Origin of the sequence: Candidatus Nitrosotalea okcheonensis (assembly GCF_900177045.1) — an archaeon.
GTDB classification, from domain to species: Archaea; Thermoproteota; Nitrososphaeria; order Nitrososphaerales; family Nitrosopumilaceae; genus Nitrosotalea; species Nitrosotalea okcheonensis.
Genome location: NZ_LT841358.1, coordinates 1,144,996 through 1,161,058 on the forward strand (window position 1 = coordinate 1,144,996; position 16,063 = coordinate 1,161,058).

Sequence of the window (16,063 nt, forward strand, 5' to 3'; positions counted from 1 at the left end):
CAATTCGATGATATTGTGCCTACCGTAGTTTGTAATGAGTAATTTACTAATTTGTATGCAAAACGATGTTTTACTAATGTGTCCTCCCAACGTGAAACAACTGATCACATAAGTAATGTTCATAGAATGGGTACGGTATATTGTAGAAACTATACTACAATCTATTAGTACGTGGTATGGTCTTATTCAAACAGTTCAATGACGTGGGCGATTTCCAGACGCGAATCATACCTAACCAATTTACCAGTCACCCCCAACGTCACGGATAATCAGATTCCATGCTTCTAGCCACTTGTTCTTGTGCTCATACATAGATGGTAGAAAATAATGCTTTTGAGAGATATTTCCTCGTCTGCCCTGCATAAACTCAGCCAACAAAGGGTCTACTTTACCAGAATTAATAGTAAAGTTAAGCTTTCGTAAAAATCGTATTTCATACCCCAGTATTCGTTTATTCAAAAATGTATAGACGGCTTTACTCGTCTTAAAATCAATTTTGTTATGAAGTAATGGATGACAATATACTGCATTAGATTTCTTTGTTCCCCGATCCCAAAATAACTCCATTATGCCGTCATTACATAACACAGTATGATTGTTAAATGCCCTAAGTGCCTCCTCTGTCCGTAGTCCAGATACTAGCACAAATAATGAGAATATCTTGTGCTTGTAAGGTAACTTTTTGATTGAATCCAACACGTCCTCAAGTTTTATTCTATTAGATAGACTGTAATTGTTAACAGTAGATTTTGTAGTCCATTTGATCTCTTTACGTTTTAACCAATGGGTAAATTCATCATGAAAGTAACTGTCGTATCGGATATCCATATAACGAGTAAGATTGGCAATTGCCTTCAGTACGTCTAGTTTTTTCCTAGTAGACTCTAACGATATGAGATCATCAGTAAAAGCTAGATCATTGTATTTCAGCGAATAGTCCAGCATCACATATGCATAGTGTTTTTGTTTTTTTGCAACGAGCCATGATTTGTAATCTTCCCAGTTTAGATCTTTGACACAAGTCCTAAATCGTTGTACAGTTGTATTAGTAGTATTATTGCTTCTGCAAAGCGAATCTATAGGGGTTCAAATCCCTTCCTCACCTTTGTTTTTCATTCCATATGATTACTAGATATTGCATCACGAATGATTTTTGCTGTAGATTCTTTATCTTGCACTTCAAAGATAATTTTTTTGTACTTTTCATTATTTAGGGATACGGTTATGCATTTTTCCGGGTTATGCATTTCAAAAAATAAGAGGCCGTCTTTTGAAAGGAACATGCCATCTTTTACTACGCCCGGAAGTGATGCTCCCGCAATCTTTAGTTGCTGAAAAGGTTCCCAAGATACCACCACATTAGTAGACACGGATGATATATGATCCAGTGGGATAGTTACGCTTTTTCTTATTGCCAATATTATATCAATTCCATGAATTTCAAAGACAAGATTTTTGCCTTCGATTTTGATAGTTCCAGTCATTAGGATATCAGTGAATCATAGGTCATAATTATATCATAATAACCTGCTTTTCTAAATAGGGCAATTTGTAGATAGAGTGAATTTGGCAGAAAGAAGTAATGGTCTACTAGAATACATTCCGGGTGCAAAGCCTGTTTCATATCAGTACACCAATGGTCAACCATTGGACGGGTTTTCACAAAATGTCAAGGATAGCATAAAAGAATATGCAGAAAGTGCACAGAGCGAAGTTGAAAAAGGTCATAATTTCTTACAGTGGGTTCTAACCAGAGTCTTTGAAGCAACCGAAGATGATGCTACTGATGCAATAATAGACGGAGCAAATGATCTTGGAATAGATGCATATCTGCCAGTAGATTTCTCTGAAGACAAGATCTATTTATTCCAGTCAAAGTATGGAACATCCCATTCAATTGAGGCCATTGCAAAGTTCAAGGAAGATGTCAAGAAGCTACAAGGAAGAGACATCTCAAAAATGCGTCCAGAACTTGCCCACTTGGTGACAAAAATTCAAGAAAAAAATCTCAAGATAGAATGCATCTATGTCACAGACCAGAAACTGGAGGATGAGAATTTTGATGCAGTTGAAATATACGATGTGGATGTGATAATACAGAAACTTTGGGATAGGATAAAAAAACCAGCGGCAGGCAAAAAAGCTCCCATCAAACTTGAAACTAAACTACGATATCAGAATACCCTTCTTGGAATTTTAAAACTAAGAGAGCTTACCAATTTTGTCACAAAGAACAAGGACTATGTCTTTGAGTCAAACATAAGACAGTGGATGCAGTTCAAGACCACGGTAAACAAGGGATTGAGAGAAACTTTGCAAGAAGTACCTCACAAGTTCTTTTACTACAATAATGGGATAACAATAGTTGTAAGTGATTTTGAAGAATTGGAGGACAATTCCATAATGTTGCACTCCCCTCAGATAGTAAACGGAGCACAGACATCCAATTCTGTATTAGATCATGCTAGACGTACACATAATTTGGATGGAAGTATAACGGTTACAATCATAAAGGCTGCAGATGAACTTGACCAGAACAATATTACAAAATATAGAAATTCCCAGAATGCAGTAAGAGGAAAAGATTTGGTATCCCTGATGGATTTTCACAAATCATTAAAATCACAAATGGAAAATATTCATTATTTTTATGAGATACAGGGTGGCTCATTTGATACCAAGACAAAGTCTCATCAAAGTGAGTTTGTAGGAGATGCGATTTACAACAAATATCTGCCAGATAACCATAAAAAAGTCATAGTGGCAAAAGATGCTATACAGGCATTTGTTGCAGGAATAGAACAAAGACCAACGGAGGCATATAGCTCCCCTGCACAGTTCCTGCCAAGAGGCAGCAAATATGACGAAGTCTTCAACGAGAAATTAAATGATGATTACAGGCTCCTTCTTTATCCGTACTGTGTAAAGGAATACGCAAAGAAAAACCTCAACTATGGAAAGAAAGGAGGTCACAAGACAAAAAGATATGCAACTTTGTTCTTTGTTGCGGTATACTTTAAGATCCTTCATGAAAAGATCTTGTTTACAAAAGACGACTTTAAAGAAGACATATCCAAGCTAGAGCCCGTATTCAAGAGTGTCAAGCTAAATCAACGTATACTCAAACTTACAGATACCATTGCTACCAAGTTCCTAGAAGATACTGTGGTTGATGACGAAATGACTGCTGCAAATACATACCATAATTTCTTCTCTCATCACGTATGGCAGGATTCCATGGTTCGTGTAATAGAGAAGAAAATAAAACAAGAGGAAGAAGAGATAATCAGCATTCAGAAAGTAGTCCAAGATCTTTTTTAGAAAATTAACTTAGATGCGGCAGAATGATGACTGATAGGTTCTCTTGCAGGAGGTCCACATTAGCCATCCATCCTACCGCTGTTTTATTCTACATCCTGCTAGTATTTAATATGGTTTTTACAAACATGATTTTTATATCGAACTGAATCGAGTGTTATCTACATGGTAGAAACACAACAATGTGCCATATGCAAAGGCCCTTTGGATCATGTTTATGTCCCAATGGAGTCTTGGAGCATAAAAGGTCAGTTGTGCAGCAAATGTTACTCGAAGAAAATTGGAGAGCATTATCCAGGTACCCATGAAAGAGTAAACAGGTCAAATTAGAAACCAGCCAGTTTTGATTAGATCCTTATCTTGTGATTCTCCTGTGCCAGTAGCATAGCGCCAAATGTATGGCGCTTTGGTATCCATCTTTTTTTGTATCAGAATTAAAGATTCCAATTCAGAATTCACATTCCCAGACGGTGTACCACAACTTTGACAAAATTTGCATTTTGGGTCAAGGCCTAGTGGTAAAGACTGGATTACAGGATATGCCCTACATGCAAGCGGCCGGTTTTCATATATTTTACATACATATCCTCCATGGGGAGATCTTTTACTTGATTTTGTATCAAGAAATGGACAAGTATTACCATCCATGTCCTTTCCCATCATCTGATATGCAAGTATTGTTTTCGGCTCAGATTTTGTTTCAGACACACCTATTCTTGGCAGGATTGTTACTTCGATGTCATTTTTTTCTGCCAGTGATACCATTTTCTCTTTTTCTTCAGGCATGACAAGCACACCAATCTTACCAAATTGTATCGTAGGATAATACTCTCGTTCAATGCAACATTGAGAACATTCTTCCACACAAGAAAAATCCAATATCTTCCATATGCTAAAAAAGGATAAATCTCCTTTCATCAAAGACAAGATCTGATCCCTATAAGGTTTCCAAAGGGCATAAATAGTAATACCCTTATATCACCAATTCTTATACTTTCTAACAATGGTAGCATATAGAACAAGCATGCAGATAGTAAGAGATTTGCTTACTGTAACAGAAGAAAGCGGTATGAACGGCATTAATGTAACATCACTTCTAACCAAGGCAAACTTATCACATTCGAGACTTTCAAAATTCATAGACAACCTCACCGGTGCAGGCCTAATGAATAAGATAGAATACGACGGCAAGAACACATTTGTCATAACATCAAAAGGTAAGCAATATCTGGAAACATACGAAAGATTCCAGAATCTCGCAGATTCTTTTGGTTTAGAGCTCTAAGCCAATTTTTTCATTATTTTAGATCAGAGATTAGATATCTTATTTTATAAAATTTTAAAAAAATTATAAATGTAATTTTTTTATGAAAGATCATCCCCGGATTTGATCAGACACAACTTACAGCAAACAAATTTTTGATAAACCATACAATAAACAACTTAGATCTAATGATCGATCCTAGGAATCATGTCAAAGAACCGACAGATCTATAAAGGTGTGGTTTGGTTTATCAAAAGGGGAGTAATTGTGGGAGAGACACTAGTATGGTGGAAAGGACTTGCAAAAGAATTAGAATTAGACATAGAATCCCTTGACGAACGAAAAGATGAAAGCAGACTATAGTTAGCACATAATATTTTTATAACATAATAGAGCCTCGAACGGGATTCGATCCCGCGGCCTAACGCTTACGAGGCGTTCGCTCTACCAGGCTGAGCTATCGAGGCAGTGGTTCGCAATGTAATCAGAGTTTATAAAAAGCCTTTGCGCTTTTGATTCATTGAAAGTATCAATTTCAGGAGTTAGGGGAATTTTTGGCAGTGACCTAAATCTTGAAGACATAATCCATTATTGCAGAAATTTTTCACGTCTTGTCAAGTCAAAAAAATGTGTAATAGGCAGAGATACAAGGCCATCAGGCGAAATTGTAACCAATGTTGCAATTGCTTCACTTTTAGAGAGAGGAGTATCAGTGTACAATCTAGGTACGTCCCCTACTCCCGTTATTTTCAGAGAGGCAAGAAAATATGGAAGCGGTTTGATAGTTACTTCTTCACACAATCCATTAGAATGGAATGGCCTCAAGTTCATTCTAGATGGGAGAGGCATCAACGAATCAGAACTAGAATACTTGGAAAAGAAAGACATGTTTCAAAGAGAAGCGATTGGAATTGAAACACAAGTCAACTCAGGTTATATCGATGAGGCTATCAAAGTAATTGGCGATATAAAAAAATCATCAAAAATAGCAATAGATGTTGGTGGAGGGGCAGCATTTAGTGTCGCTCCACAGTTGTTAAGAAGATTAGGTTGTAAAGTAAGCATCATCAACGGTACACCTGGCAGATCAACTCGAAGTCCAGATCCCACAAACGATCAATTGTCAGAGCTTGTTCATGCATCAAAAAAAGCAAACATAGGTTTTGCTTTTGATCTTGATGGAGACAGACTAGTCGTAGTTAGAAACGGTAAAAAACAATCACCAGATGTAACACTAGGTCTTGGCGTAGCAGGTGCACTTGAGAAAGGATACAAGAAATTTGTTCTCAGCATAGACACAAGTATTACAATTGAGAAATTTATCAAACAGGAAGGTGGTCAAGTAAACAGATCAAAAGTGGGAGAAGCAAATGTTGTGGACTTGATGTTAAAAACTAAATCACAAGCTGGTGGAGAAGGAAGCAGTGCAGGATTTATCCTACCAGAGTTTAACATGTGCAGAGACGGTCTTCTTACAAGCGGTCTTATTGCATCAATGGTTGGGACAAAACAGTTTGAAGACATAAACAAATTCATGGAAGGGTATCATCAAGTACGAACCAAGGTTAGTGTAGATTCGAAACTTCATAAAAAAACACTTGAAATCCTTTTGAAAAAAATGAGGAAACAATCAAGTCAGATAATAACAATTGATGGAATAAAATCAATAATAGATGAGGATAGTTGGGTCTTGGTAAGACAATCAAATACTGAACACATTATCAGGATCTCTGCAGAGTCAAATGATTTGAGTAAAGCTAAAGAAATAGAAAAACAGATCACCAAGTTGGTTAAACAAAGCTATGAAGAGTCCAGATGAGACAAAAATAATCAAGACATTTCAAAATAGATTCGGAAAGAAATCAAGATTTCAACCAGAAGATGTCGAGGTCTTGAAGATAAAAAATGCTAAATTTGTTGTAAAGTCAGATATGTTGGTACAAAGCACTGACGTTCCTACAGGGATGAAACTGGGAGAGATTGCAAGAAAAAGTTTGGTTTCATGTGTGAGCGACTTTGCATGCAAGGGAATCAAGCCCATATTTGCTACTATTGCACTAGCAATACCACGTGGTTTTACTCAAAAAATGATCAATGAGTTGGCAAACGGTTTTCGGAAGTCAGCCGAGGAGTTTGGATTGCACATAGTAGGAGGGGATACAAATGAAGGAAAGGAGCTGGTCATAGAAGTATCCATGTTTGGAGATGGCAACAAGAAAATGCCATCAAGAGGAGGTGCAAAAACAGGAGACATTATAATAACATCAGGGCCTTTTGGCCATTCTTCAGCAGGTTTGAAGATTGTTCTGGATGGTTACAAGGCAGAATCCAATACTGCAAAAAGATTCAGAAATGCAATCTTTAGACCAAATCCCAGATTAGATTTTGGATTAAAGGCTGTTAGATATTTTTCTTCATCAATGGATTCTAGTGATGGACTTGCTATAACGCTAAACGATATGAGTGAACAGAGCAAAAAAAAATTTGTGATAACCAGTGTGCCCACCGAAAATAATGTAATCAAATTTGCACGTCAAAATAAAATGAATTTTGAGGATCTAGTGTTTTGTGGCGGCGAGGAGTATGAAATTGTATTCACAGTACATCCAAGAGATTTGAATAGAGTTAGAAATTTAGCAAAGAAAATGAATGTTTCATTATATGAGATAGGTTATGTATCCAACGGAAAAAACGTGGTTTTGGTTGACAATGACGGACTCAGAGTCATAAAGAGATGCGGTTGGACACACCTTAGATCCTAATGTTTTTTAAACCCGTTAAAGAGTCTTCAAATGTTGTCCGCACAAGAAGCTAAGGAAAAATGGGGCATAGCTCATATTTTCAGTAGTTTTAACAATACCATAGTGCACATCACAGATGTTTCCGGTGCAGAGACCGTAGCAATTAGTTCCGGTGGACGACATGTTAATGCAGACAGATACGAATCATCCCCCTATGCTGCAATGAAATCAACTGCAGCAGTAGTGGAGGCAGCACATGATAAGGGCTTTACAGGTCTTCACATTAGAGTAAGAGCAGTAGGCGGAGTCGGTTCACGAGTTCCAGGCCCAGGTGCACAGGCAGCAATCAGAGCTCTAGCAAGAGGCGGATTCAAGATTGGAAGAATTGATGATGTAACTCCAATTCCTCATGATACTACCAGAAAGAAGGGTGGTAAAAGAGGAAGAAGAGTCTAGTCGTCTACTAGCTTCACTTTTACTTTGGCGTTTTTGTTTTCAAAGAATTTTGTCATAAAGGCAATAAATTTATCTTCGAGTTTTTTTCCTTTGGTTTTTGCAATTTGATCTCCAAGTTTCAATTCCATCCCAGAGAAAAGTTCTGTCTTTATCAATACTTTGAAAAAGGCCCAACCAAATCTTTCCATCGGTTTGCTTATTAGAAAACCTTCCTTGACACCACAGAGAGTCTGTAATTCATCCATGGCAGCGGAAACAATCTCTAGGTCAATTTCATATTTGGTTGTTGCAATCTCAAGAATAGTAGCTCTGCCGTGCATAAACAACCATCCATCAGGATGTACAAATAATAAACTTACTTGAGACATACACGATGTAAGAAATTATTTGCACCTAGCAATTATCAGATGTTTGTACTTGGAGAGTCATTAGAAGATACAGGCTCTGTAGATTCTGACGTTGACTTGGTTTGACCTTTTAGCTTATCTGACCAAGATACCATCTTACCATCTTGTTCAACACTTATTGTAGTTTGTATTCTTACATGAATTCCAACAGATCTGAACAATGTCAATAATTTCCCCCCATCAATGATTTCAGTGATTTCCCCTCCTTGAATAAGCTCTGCAAGTTTTTCTACGACGAGCTTGGTCTCAGTAGGAAATTGTGATTCTGCATTCTGAAGTACCTCTTCTCCCCTATATCCAAGTTGTTTGAGAACAATATCCCTAGGAGAAAGCTTCTGTATTTTTGATTCAGGTTTGACCTCTTCAATTCGTTGTCTTTGTGAGATATTTTTTTGCATCTCAAGCATTCTTTTTGCTTTAAGAAGTTCTAATTCTTTGTCTTCGTCAATCAACCCTTGATTACCCCAATTGGAACAAGCTTTGCTACTTTTGTAGCTATTCCAAGTTCATGAGATACATTTGCTACAGCATCAACATCCTTGTATGCCTCAGGCGTTTCCTCCACCACACCTTCTCGTGTAAGAGCTTTTATGAAAATTCCTTTATCATTCAATGATTTTTGTACTTGGCCTTCTGTGAAATTTCTTCGTGCTGCAGATCTTGACATCATCCTCCCTGCACCGTGTGCAGTAGAACCAAAGCTCAAATCCATAGAGCCTGGCTTTCCCAACAAAATCCAGCTGCCAGTACCCATAGAACCAGGTATGAAGACAGGCTGGCCTATGTCTCGATACTTTCGTGGTATTTCGTCTCTTCCTTGCGGGAATGCTCTTGTTGCACCTTTTCTATGAACTACAACTGATCGTAACTCACCATCAATTTTGTGTTTTTCGACTTTGGCAATGTTATGAGCAACATCATAGATTAGTTTCATGTCAAGGTCAGATTCTGACTGTTTGAAAACTCTTTCAAAGGCTTTTCTTGTCCAGTGTGTTATCATTTGCCTGTTACTCCATGCATAATTTAATGCGGCAAACATTGCTTTTCTATACGACTCTCCCTCTTCTGAAGAATTTGGAACACATGCAAGTTCTCTGTCTACTAGATTTATTTTGTATTTAGAGAGCGCTTGTTCAGATACTCTTAGATAATCACTGCATACTTGGTGTCCAAAACCTCTTGAACCGCAATGAATCAGTACAGTAATTTGTCCTTCATTAAAAATTCCCATCTTTTTAGCAGCCTCTTTGTCATGAATTTGATCAACACGCTGGACCTCAAGGAAATGATTTCCAGAACCAAGACTTCCAAGTTGTGGCGCACCTCTCTTGCGTGCAGTAGGAGATATTTTTCCAGGATCGGCATTTTTTATCTGTCCATTTTCTTCACACACGTCAGCATCATCATTTGAGCCATATCCGTGATCAACTGCCCATTGTACTCCTTTTACGAGAACCTCATCAAGATCAGATGAGGTCAATTTTACAGCACCTTTAGATCCTACTCCGGACGGAATGGATGTAAATAATTCAGTAACAAGATCCCTGAGTCTTGGCCTGACATCTTTTTCCATGAGACTTGTTTTGATTAGTCTCACACCACAGTTGATATCATATCCTACCCCTCCTGGGCTAATCATGCCTTCTTGTGCGTCCATAGCAGCTACTCCACCAACAGGAAAGCCATAACCCTCATGACCATCTGGAAGAACTACAACGTGCTTGAGAACTCCGGGTATTGTGGATACATTTACTGCTTGTTGAATAGTTCTGTCCGTAAGCATTTTTTGCAATAATTTGTCATCGGCGTAAATGGTTACCGGAACTTTCATACCTTTTGATGGATCAGCCTCAATACGATACTCCATTTCTCGTATTTTCTTTGGAATTAGTGACGACATCCCTTTCTGCGAAAAAAGGTATTTGTACACAATTTAAATCATGAGTATGAGATCAAGTCATTTAATCAGTTTGGCAGTATGTCGATACAAGTCATACAGTGTCTTTCCATCAAGTAAAACAGTATCATCACCTAGTTGATCGTCATTGATTTTGTTTTCTAGGTTATTTTTTTCTAGTTTTTTATCAGAGTCCATAGATTTGATTTGTTCACAAGCATAGAAAAAAGTGTCGGTTTTAATCTAGATTCATACAAGTAGATTTATTTTCCTTGATCAACTGATCCCAAACATGCCAATTCTTCCAATAGATAGCGGCCGTTATGGTACTGATGAAATGAAGGAGATTTTTGATGATCAAAAAAAGATAACATATCAATTAGATATCGAAGCAGCAGTTGCCCTGTCTCAGTCAGAGATAAAGATGATTCCAAAGGATGCAGCTTTGAACATATCAAAGATGGCAAGATCTGGCAAGATTTCAGTAAAAAGAGTAAAACAGTTAGAGGCAAAAAGTGATCACGATACAGCAGCGTTGGTAGAAGCCCTCAGTGAAATCTGCAAACCTTCTGCAAAACCTTGGATACATTATGGTTTGACAAGTAATGATCTAGTAGATACAAGCAATTCATTGCAAATTCGTGATACTTTACAAATAATAGAGCCAAAGGTTGCAAAACTAGCCATTATTTTAGCAGATCAGGCAATCAAATACAAGGGATTGCCAGCAGTAGGCAGAACCCACGGCCAACATGCAAGCATCATTTCATTTGGTTTAAAATTTGCAAACTGGTCACTTGAGATGTCAAAACATGTAGAAAGAATCGAAGAGATCAAGAAAAGAGTATTGATCTGTAAAACTCTTGGCGTGGTAGGAACTGGCTCTCTCATGGGTGCAAAAGCGTTGGAGGTGCAAAAAAGAGTAGCGCAGAAGCTTGAACTATATCCTGCAGAGGTCACAACCCAAATAGTTGCACGTGAAAGATATGCAGAATTTATCTTTTACATGGCTTTGATTGGATCTACACTTGAAAAAATTGCTGTAGAGATCCGTAATCTTCAGAGAACAGAGATTGGCGAGGTTGCAGAATCTTTCAAGAAAGGCCAGATGGGAAGTAGTGCAGTTCCCGTAAAGAGAAATCCCGTAAAGAGCGAGCGTGTGACTTCGCTTTCAAGACTATTGCGCAGTCAGATATCAGTAGCGTTTGAGAACATACCACTATGGCATGAAAGAGATCTGTCAAATTCTGCAAATGAGAGATTTATCATTCCAACAAGTTCCATTTTGCTTGATGAAATGCTTGGTACCATGACAAGAATCGTCAGCTCCTTATTTGTAAATGAGTACAGGATAAGACAGAATCTTGAAATAACAAGAGGGCAGATATTTGCAGAATTTGTTCTTGATGCATTAATACAGAAAGGGGTTCCGCGATTTGAGGCCTACAGAGACATACAACGGGTAGCATTTGCATCTTTAGAAGATGGAACAGATTTTAAAGAGGCAGTAAAAAATGACAAGGCATTCTCGGCTCATCTAACTAATGAAGAGATAGACAAAATTTTCATTCCTGAAAATCACCTTGGTGCATCGTTTGACATAATCAAGAAGGTATCAAACAAGGTCAAAAATTCATGTTCCAAGTTTTCTTGACTTTTAATAGATTTTTGTGAATTAAAGAGCCATATTGCATTGCTTTTTTGAGCTTTAGCGCAGACTCTTCTGGAACTCCAATTGATACAGCAAGTTTTCGGATAAGATGTTTTCTGACCAAATCGTCCTTGCCTTTTATTTTATATTCCAGTGGAACCAATTTTGCAAATCCTATAAACTCTTTTGACAAAAATGGTTGTACAATACTGACGCCAAATTCAGACACAATTTGATTTACTGCCTTCATCATTCTTGTTTCGTTGAGTATCTTATCTTCCATCATCTCAAGCACCATATCTTTTCCCTCTGAGATCGAGTCTCTATATGCGTTGTATCCACAGAAAAGCTCATCAATTCCATTGGCAGTCATCACCTTTGTAACTTTGTGTTTTTGTGCAAGTTTTGCCACATAATAAAACGCAATACAATTTTCATTCCAAGACAGATTATCTACATTGATTTCATCCCAGATCTTTTTTGCCACATCTCCAAATGTTTTCTCGGAGATTATTTCTATCTCATGATTCATACCAAGAACTTTGGCCATTCTTCTTGAAAATTCCACATCATGTGAACCCTCAAAGCCCATTGTGAAAAGCAATACATTGTAACCCAAATCTTGACAAATTTTTGCCAAAAGACAGCTATCAACTCCACCAGAAAAAGATATTCCTATTTTTCCAGAGCCCTTTGTACCTTCAATGGCTTGAACCATTTGTGTGTGTAATTCTTTTTCAAGTTCGGGCATTACAGGCACCATTTTCAGAATAGGTTTACTTTGAGAGTTAAATATAGGATTCTGTAAAAAATTGCAAGAGAATGTTCAAACTAACTGAAGAACAGATCAGAGTCGAATTGCAAGGATTGCAGGGATGGAGTATAGTAAACGGAAAGCTACACAAGGATTTTGTATTCGAAGATTTTATTGAAGCCTTTGGTTTTATGTGCAAGGCAGCAATACATATTGAAAAGATGAATCACCATCCAGAATGGTTTAATGTATACAACAAGATTTCAATAGACTTGGTGACCCATGATGCTGGTGGAATAACACAAAATGATGTATTCCTTGCGAAAACTCTGAATTCGCTAAAGTAAATACCATCATAACACCTGTACAGAATTTATATACGGATTGAGCAGAATTGTTCAAATGTCAACGGGTTCTACAATTTTGGATTCAGATTTTAGATATATAGATAGTAAAGGAAATCTTTTGAAAAGTAGAACCGAACTTTCAATAGCACAGATGCTGGAATTTTTGCAAACCGAATACCAGTATGATTATTCCATAACTCTAAAAAATGGAAAGAAGATAAGTGTAGATTTTAAAACTGACAAGGGTCTAATCGAAGTAATAGATACTGAAATTGACATTGCAAAATACAAAGAACTCAAAGCAGAATTGCCTGATGTAAAGATAATTGCATTGGGACATCCAAAGTTTGCAGCAAGGCTATCAGAGCTACAAGACGTAATTCTCTACAAAACTCAGGAGGTACAGACAGGTTCCATATTCATGGAAGATCCTTCATTTGCATTTGATTATGCGCACATATTGCCCTTGGTGGAGAAATGTTCAATCCTACACGGCCATACATCATCAGTCACAGTAGAATTAGTAGGAGAAATGAAGAACAATTTATTGATGGACTTTGGAGAAGCAAAAAAGATAATCAAGGAAGTCATCTCAGTTTTAGATCACAAATTTTTCATTAATGAAAAATATCTCATCAAAGAAGATGACCAACATTATAACATTGGATTTGACGGTCCAAAGGGAAGATTTGATCTCCAAGTTCCAAGGAATACAACCTATCTATTGAAGGGCGAGGCAACTGTTGAGAATTTATCTACAGAACTAATCAAGCTACTTGTTCCAAAGATGCCAAAAAATATTGAAGCCGTGGGGGTCTATGTGTATGAGGGTTATAACAAGGGAGCCCACATTATATCACAAATTTCAAAGATCTAGACATGGAACCGACTATCAAGGAAACTGCTTGGAATCCTGAGATTGAGAAAGAAATTCTAAAACAATGGGAAGAATCTCACATTTATGATTTCAAACCGGAGGGAGACATATTTGTAATTGACACTCCTCCGCCGTATCCATCAGGAAGACCATGGCACATTGGAGCTGCATCACACTATGCTCAGATAGATATGATTGCAAGAACTGCAAGAATGTTTGGAAAAAAAGTTCTATTCCCAATAGGAATTGATAGAAATGGTCTACCTGTTGAGCTATACACCGAGAAAAAACATGGAATTAGGATGCATGAGACAGAAAGGGGAGAGTTTCTCAAGCTTTGTGCAACAGCGCTAGATGATTTGGAGGCAGAGATGATACAAATCATGAAGAGTCTTGGCCTTAGCGGTAATTTTACAGAATATTACAGAACAGATTCTGAAAAATATCGTACCTTGACCCAATCTACATTCATTGACATGTGGAAAAAGGGACAGATCTACCTTGCAAATAGACCCAACAACTATGATTGGGTAACAGGCACCACCATAGCAGACGCCGAGATTGTCTACGAAGAGATTCCCACTAAACTAGTTCACATGAAGTTCAAGGTAAAAGAGACAGAAAAAACCATGATCATTGCAAGCACTAGACCAGAGCTGTTATGCGCGTGTCAGACAGTGATTGTGAATCCAGAAGATGAACGATATACAGACATTATTGGAAAAAAAGTCATCATCCCTCTGATAAACAGGGAAGTAGAGATCAGGACACACCCTTCCGCTGAAAAAGAATTTGGTTCTGGAGCAGTAATGGTCTGTAGTTATGGCGATCAAAATGATGTTGCATTATTTAGAGATCTCAAGCTAGAAGAAATTGCAGCAGTAGGAATGAATGGTAGAATGAAAGAGGTTGCAGGACCATATGCAGGTCTCAAGGTAAAACAAGCAAGAGAAAAAATAATTGAAGACTTGCAAAACCAAGGTCTGGTAGAAAAAATAGAGAACATCAATCATCGAACTCCAATATCTGAGAGAAGTAAGACAGCAATTGAGATTATTTCCATGGAAGAATATTATCTAAAACAAAAAGATTCAGTTGACAAGATAAGGGAACTTGGTTCAAAGATTGATTTCCATCCTGCGATGCACAAGCAGATCTTGATGAATTGGCTGGAATCAATATCAATTGACTGGCCAATCTCAAGAAGAAGATTTTATGGCACAGAAATACCCATTTGGTATTGTAAAAAATGCAACGAACCACATGTACCAGAATCTGGAAAATACTATAGACCATGGAGAGATCCAAGTCCAATATCAAATTGTATCAAATGTGGTTTCACAGAATTTGTAGGTGAGCAGCGTACGTTTGACACTTGGATGGATTCTAGTGTATCGCCACTTTACATAACCAAATACAAGCAAGATGAGGAATTTTTCAAAAAAACATATCCTACTACTATAAGACCCCAATCAAAAGATATTGTCCGCACATGGCTATACTATACCATACTACGATGTGAACAACTCACTGGCAAGACACCATGGAGTGATGCGTGGATAATGGGATATGGTGTGGATGAACATGGTGCAAAGATGAGTAAAAGTAAGGGCAATGTGATTGATCCGCTACCAATAATACAAAAATTTGGTGCAGATACGTTCCGGTTCTGGAGTGCAAGTGAGATTAATCTGGGATATGATTTTAGATGCTCTGAACAAAAAATAGAGACAACCAGAAAATTCCTAAGCAAACTTTGGAATGTCTCAAGATTTCTGTCCGGATTTCCGGTAATAAAATCCGGAAAACTGAGTCCTTCTGACAAGTGGATACTCTCTGAGCTTGATAAGGTAATTGAAGAATGTAAAAAAGGATACAACGAATACAATTTCTTTGTACCAGCTACTGCACTAAGAGAATTTGTCTGGAATCTTTTTGCTGCACATTATATTGAGATGGTAAAAGGAAGGGCGTATAGCTCTGGATTTACAGAAGAAGAACGAGACGGGGCAATATTCACACTTCATAAGGTATTATCTTCAGTTTTGACACTGCTTGCACCAATTACGCCGTTTATCACAGATTATCTATGGCAGAATCTGTATTCTAAAAATACCATACATCATGAAAAATTTGTAGAACCTGATGGACACGAAGATTGGACAAGACATACAAAAGAGATAACTGAATTCAATTCCGAAGTTTGGAACAAGAAAAAAAGTATGAGCCTATCACTAAAAGATACTGTAAAGATTGCGATTCCAACAGGCTTGGAACCCTTTGCAAAAGATCTCAAAGCCATGCACAACATTGTCTAGACAAAAAGACACAAATTAGAACTTAAATAACAT

18 protein-coding genes and 1 tRNA gene are annotated in these 16,063 nt (G+C 37.5%); 10 read left to right on the forward strand and 9 right to left on the reverse strand.

Going from position 1 to position 16,063, the window contains the following annotated elements:
• Positions 1 to 240: 240 nt before the first annotated feature.
• Together BQ3481_RS06810 and BQ3481_RS06815 are read right to left on the reverse strand one after the other, a co-directional pair.
• Positions 241 to 945, reverse strand: a complete 705-nt coding sequence (locus tag BQ3481_RS06810) for an integrase (protein ID WP_157927602.1) — start codon at positions 943 to 945, stop codon at positions 241 to 243.
• A gap of 167 nt (positions 946 to 1,112) precedes the next feature.
• Complete coding sequence (locus BQ3481_RS06815) at positions 1,113 to 1,484, reverse strand: hypothetical protein (protein ID WP_157927603.1); 372 nt, start codon at positions 1,482 to 1,484, stop codon at positions 1,113 to 1,115.
• Positions 1,485 to 1,566: 82 nt separating this feature from the next.
• On the opposite strand from BQ3481_RS06815, the gene BQ3481_RS06820 reads away from it, so the two are divergent.
• On the forward strand, positions 1,567 to 3,321 hold the full coding sequence (locus BQ3481_RS06820) for an AIPR family protein (RefSeq protein ID WP_157927604.1): 1,755 nt from the start codon (positions 1,567 to 1,569) through the stop codon (positions 3,319 to 3,321).
• Between the two features lie 318 nt (positions 3,322 to 3,639).
• Here BQ3481_RS06820 and BQ3481_RS06825 read toward each other — a convergent pair whose 3' ends face one another.
• The gene (locus BQ3481_RS06825; protein ID WP_320410687.1) at positions 3,640 to 4,182 is read right to left on the reverse strand and encodes a YkgJ family cysteine cluster protein; all 543 of its coding nucleotides are present in this window, start codon (positions 4,180 to 4,182) and stop codon (positions 3,640 to 3,642) included.
• 160 nt (positions 4,183 to 4,342) lie between these two features.
• On the opposite strand from BQ3481_RS06825, the gene BQ3481_RS06830 reads away from it, so the two are divergent.
• Both BQ3481_RS06830 and BQ3481_RS06835 read left to right on the forward strand, forming a co-directional pair.
• A complete protein-coding gene (locus tag BQ3481_RS06830) occupies positions 4,343 to 4,603 on the forward strand; it encodes a winged helix-turn-helix domain-containing protein (protein WP_157928501.1) in 261 nt (86 codons plus the stop codon).
• Between the two features lie 186 nt (positions 4,604 to 4,789).
• Complete coding sequence (locus BQ3481_RS06835) at positions 4,790 to 4,945, forward strand: hypothetical protein (RefSeq protein WP_157927606.1); 156 nt, start codon at positions 4,790 to 4,792, stop codon at positions 4,943 to 4,945.
• A 30-nt stretch (positions 4,946 to 4,975) separates the two neighbouring features.
• Here the strand turns inward: BQ3481_RS06835 and BQ3481_RS06840 are convergent.
• A tRNA-Thr gene (locus tag BQ3481_RS06840) sits at positions 4,976 to 5,049 on the reverse strand.
• Positions 5,050 to 5,102: 53 nt separating this feature from the next.
• Between BQ3481_RS06840 and BQ3481_RS06845 the strand changes: the two genes are divergently transcribed.
• Genes BQ3481_RS06845 through BQ3481_RS06855 form a run of 3 tightly spaced genes read left to right on the forward strand, consistent with a single transcriptional unit; the run spans position 5,103 to position 7,779 of the window.
• Positions 5,103 to 6,401: a phosphomannomutase gene (locus BQ3481_RS06845; RefSeq protein ID WP_157927607.1), complete on the forward strand. Its 1,299-nt coding sequence runs from the start codon at positions 5,103 to 5,105 to the stop codon at positions 6,399 to 6,401.
• A complete protein-coding gene (gene thiL, locus BQ3481_RS06850) occupies positions 6,385 to 7,344 on the forward strand; it encodes a thiamine-phosphate kinase (RefSeq protein ID WP_157927608.1) in 960 nt (319 codons plus the stop codon). Before BQ3481_RS06845 ends, thiL begins: the two co-directional genes overlap by 17 nt.
• Positions 7,345 to 7,374: 30 nt before the next feature.
• A complete protein-coding gene (locus BQ3481_RS06855; RefSeq protein ID WP_157927609.1) occupies positions 7,375 to 7,779 on the forward strand; it encodes a 30S ribosomal protein S11 in 405 nt (134 codons plus the stop codon).
• Here BQ3481_RS06855 and BQ3481_RS06860 read toward each other — a convergent pair.
• The 4 genes from BQ3481_RS06860 to BQ3481_RS06875 all read right to left on the reverse strand — a co-directional run bounded on the left by BQ3481_RS06860 (position 7,776) and on the right by BQ3481_RS06875 (position 10,281).
• The gene (locus tag BQ3481_RS06860) at positions 7,776 to 8,099 is read right to left on the reverse strand and encodes a hypothetical protein (RefSeq protein WP_157927610.1); all 324 of its coding nucleotides are present in this window, start codon (positions 8,097 to 8,099) and stop codon (positions 7,776 to 7,778) included. The genes BQ3481_RS06855 and BQ3481_RS06860 overlap by 4 nt on opposite strands.
• Positions 8,100 to 8,182: 83 nt before the next feature.
• Positions 8,183 to 8,638: a DNA-binding protein gene (locus BQ3481_RS06865; RefSeq protein ID WP_231911754.1), complete on the reverse strand. Its 456-nt coding sequence runs from the start codon at positions 8,636 to 8,638 to the stop codon at positions 8,183 to 8,185.
• Positions 8,635 to 10,086: an RtcB family protein gene (locus BQ3481_RS06870; RefSeq protein WP_157927611.1), complete on the reverse strand. Its 1,452-nt coding sequence runs from the start codon at positions 10,084 to 10,086 to the stop codon at positions 8,635 to 8,637. The genes BQ3481_RS06865 and BQ3481_RS06870 overlap by 4 nt, the downstream gene beginning before the upstream one ends.
• Before the next feature lie 57 nt (positions 10,087 to 10,143).
• Entirely contained in the window at positions 10,144 to 10,281 is a 138-nt protein-coding gene (locus tag BQ3481_RS06875; RefSeq protein ID WP_157927612.1) for a hypothetical protein, read from the reverse strand.
• A gap of 94 nt (positions 10,282 to 10,375) precedes the next feature.
• Between BQ3481_RS06875 and purB the strand changes: the two genes are divergently transcribed.
• Positions 10,376 to 11,737, forward strand: coding sequence for an adenylosuccinate lyase (gene purB, locus BQ3481_RS06880; RefSeq protein WP_157927613.1), 1,362 nt, complete (start codon positions 10,376 to 10,378; stop codon positions 11,735 to 11,737).
• Here purB and BQ3481_RS06885 read toward each other — a convergent pair.
• Positions 11,709 to 12,497: an asparagine synthase C-terminal domain-containing protein gene (locus BQ3481_RS06885; RefSeq protein ID WP_231911755.1), complete on the reverse strand. Its 789-nt coding sequence runs from the start codon at positions 12,495 to 12,497 to the stop codon at positions 11,709 to 11,711. The two genes, purB and BQ3481_RS06885, sit on opposite strands and share 29 nt — an antisense overlap.
• 59 nt (positions 12,498 to 12,556) lie before the next feature.
• On the opposite strand from BQ3481_RS06885, the gene BQ3481_RS06890 reads away from it, so the two are divergent.
• The 3 genes from BQ3481_RS06890 to BQ3481_RS06900 are packed head-to-tail and all read left to right on the forward strand — an operon-like array spanning position 12,557 to position 16,030.
• A complete protein-coding gene (locus BQ3481_RS06890; protein WP_157927614.1) occupies positions 12,557 to 12,835 on the forward strand; it encodes a 4a-hydroxytetrahydrobiopterin dehydratase in 279 nt (92 codons plus the stop codon).
• Positions 12,836 to 12,890: 55 nt separating this feature from the next.
• Complete coding sequence (locus BQ3481_RS06895) at positions 12,891 to 13,712, forward strand: 6-pyruvoyl trahydropterin synthase family protein (protein WP_157927615.1); 822 nt, start codon at positions 12,891 to 12,893, stop codon at positions 13,710 to 13,712.
• A 2-nt stretch (positions 13,713 to 13,714) separates the two neighbouring features.
• Positions 13,715 to 16,030, forward strand: a complete 2,316-nt coding sequence (locus tag BQ3481_RS06900) for a valine--tRNA ligase (protein WP_157927616.1) — start codon at positions 13,715 to 13,717, stop codon at positions 16,028 to 16,030.
• The last annotated feature ends 33 nt before the right edge of the window (positions 16,031 to 16,063 follow it).

Coding starts and splice junctions, on each gene's coding strand:
- BQ3481_RS06810 (WP_157927602.1), bottom strand. CDS start 945: ATGCTGGACTATTCGCTGAAATACAATGATCTAGCTTTTACTGATGAT.
- BQ3481_RS06815 (WP_157927603.1), bottom strand. CDS start 1,484: ATGACTGGAACTATCAAAATCGAAGGCAAAAATCTTGTCTTTGAAATT.
- BQ3481_RS06830 (WP_157928501.1), top strand. CDS start 4,343: ATGCAGATAGTAAGAGATTTGCTTACTGTAACAGAAGAAAGCGGTATG.
- BQ3481_RS06835 (WP_157927606.1), top strand. CDS start 4,790: ATGTCAAAGAACCGACAGATCTATAAAGGTGTGGTTTGGTTTATCAAA.
- thiL (WP_157927608.1), top strand. CDS start 6,385: ATGAAGAGTCCAGATGAGACAAAAATAATCAAGACATTTCAAAATAGA.
- BQ3481_RS06855 (WP_157927609.1), top strand. CDS start 7,375: ATGTTGTCCGCACAAGAAGCTAAGGAAAAATGGGGCATAGCTCATATT.
- BQ3481_RS06860 (WP_157927610.1), bottom strand. CDS start 8,099: ATGCACGGCAGAGCTACTATTCTTGAGATTGCAACAACCAAATATGAA.
- BQ3481_RS06870 (WP_157927611.1), bottom strand. CDS start 10,086: ATGTCGTCACTAATTCCAAAGAAAATACGAGAAATGGAGTATCGTATT.
- BQ3481_RS06875 (WP_157927612.1), bottom strand. CDS start 10,281: ATGGACTCTGATAAAAAACTAGAAAAAAATAACCTAGAAAACAAAATC.
- purB (WP_157927613.1), top strand. CDS start 10,376: ATGCCAATTCTTCCAATAGATAGCGGCCGTTATGGTACTGATGAAATG.
- BQ3481_RS06885 (WP_231911755.1), bottom strand. CDS start 12,497: ATGGTGCCTGTAATGCCCGAACTTGAAAAAGAATTACACACACAAATG.
- BQ3481_RS06890 (WP_157927614.1), top strand. CDS start 12,557: ATGTTCAAACTAACTGAAGAACAGATCAGAGTCGAATTGCAAGGATTG.
- BQ3481_RS06895 (WP_157927615.1), top strand. CDS start 12,891: ATGTCAACGGGTTCTACAATTTTGGATTCAGATTTTAGATATATAGAT.
- BQ3481_RS06900 (WP_157927616.1), top strand. CDS start 13,715: ATGGAACCGACTATCAAGGAAACTGCTTGGAATCCTGAGATTGAGAAA.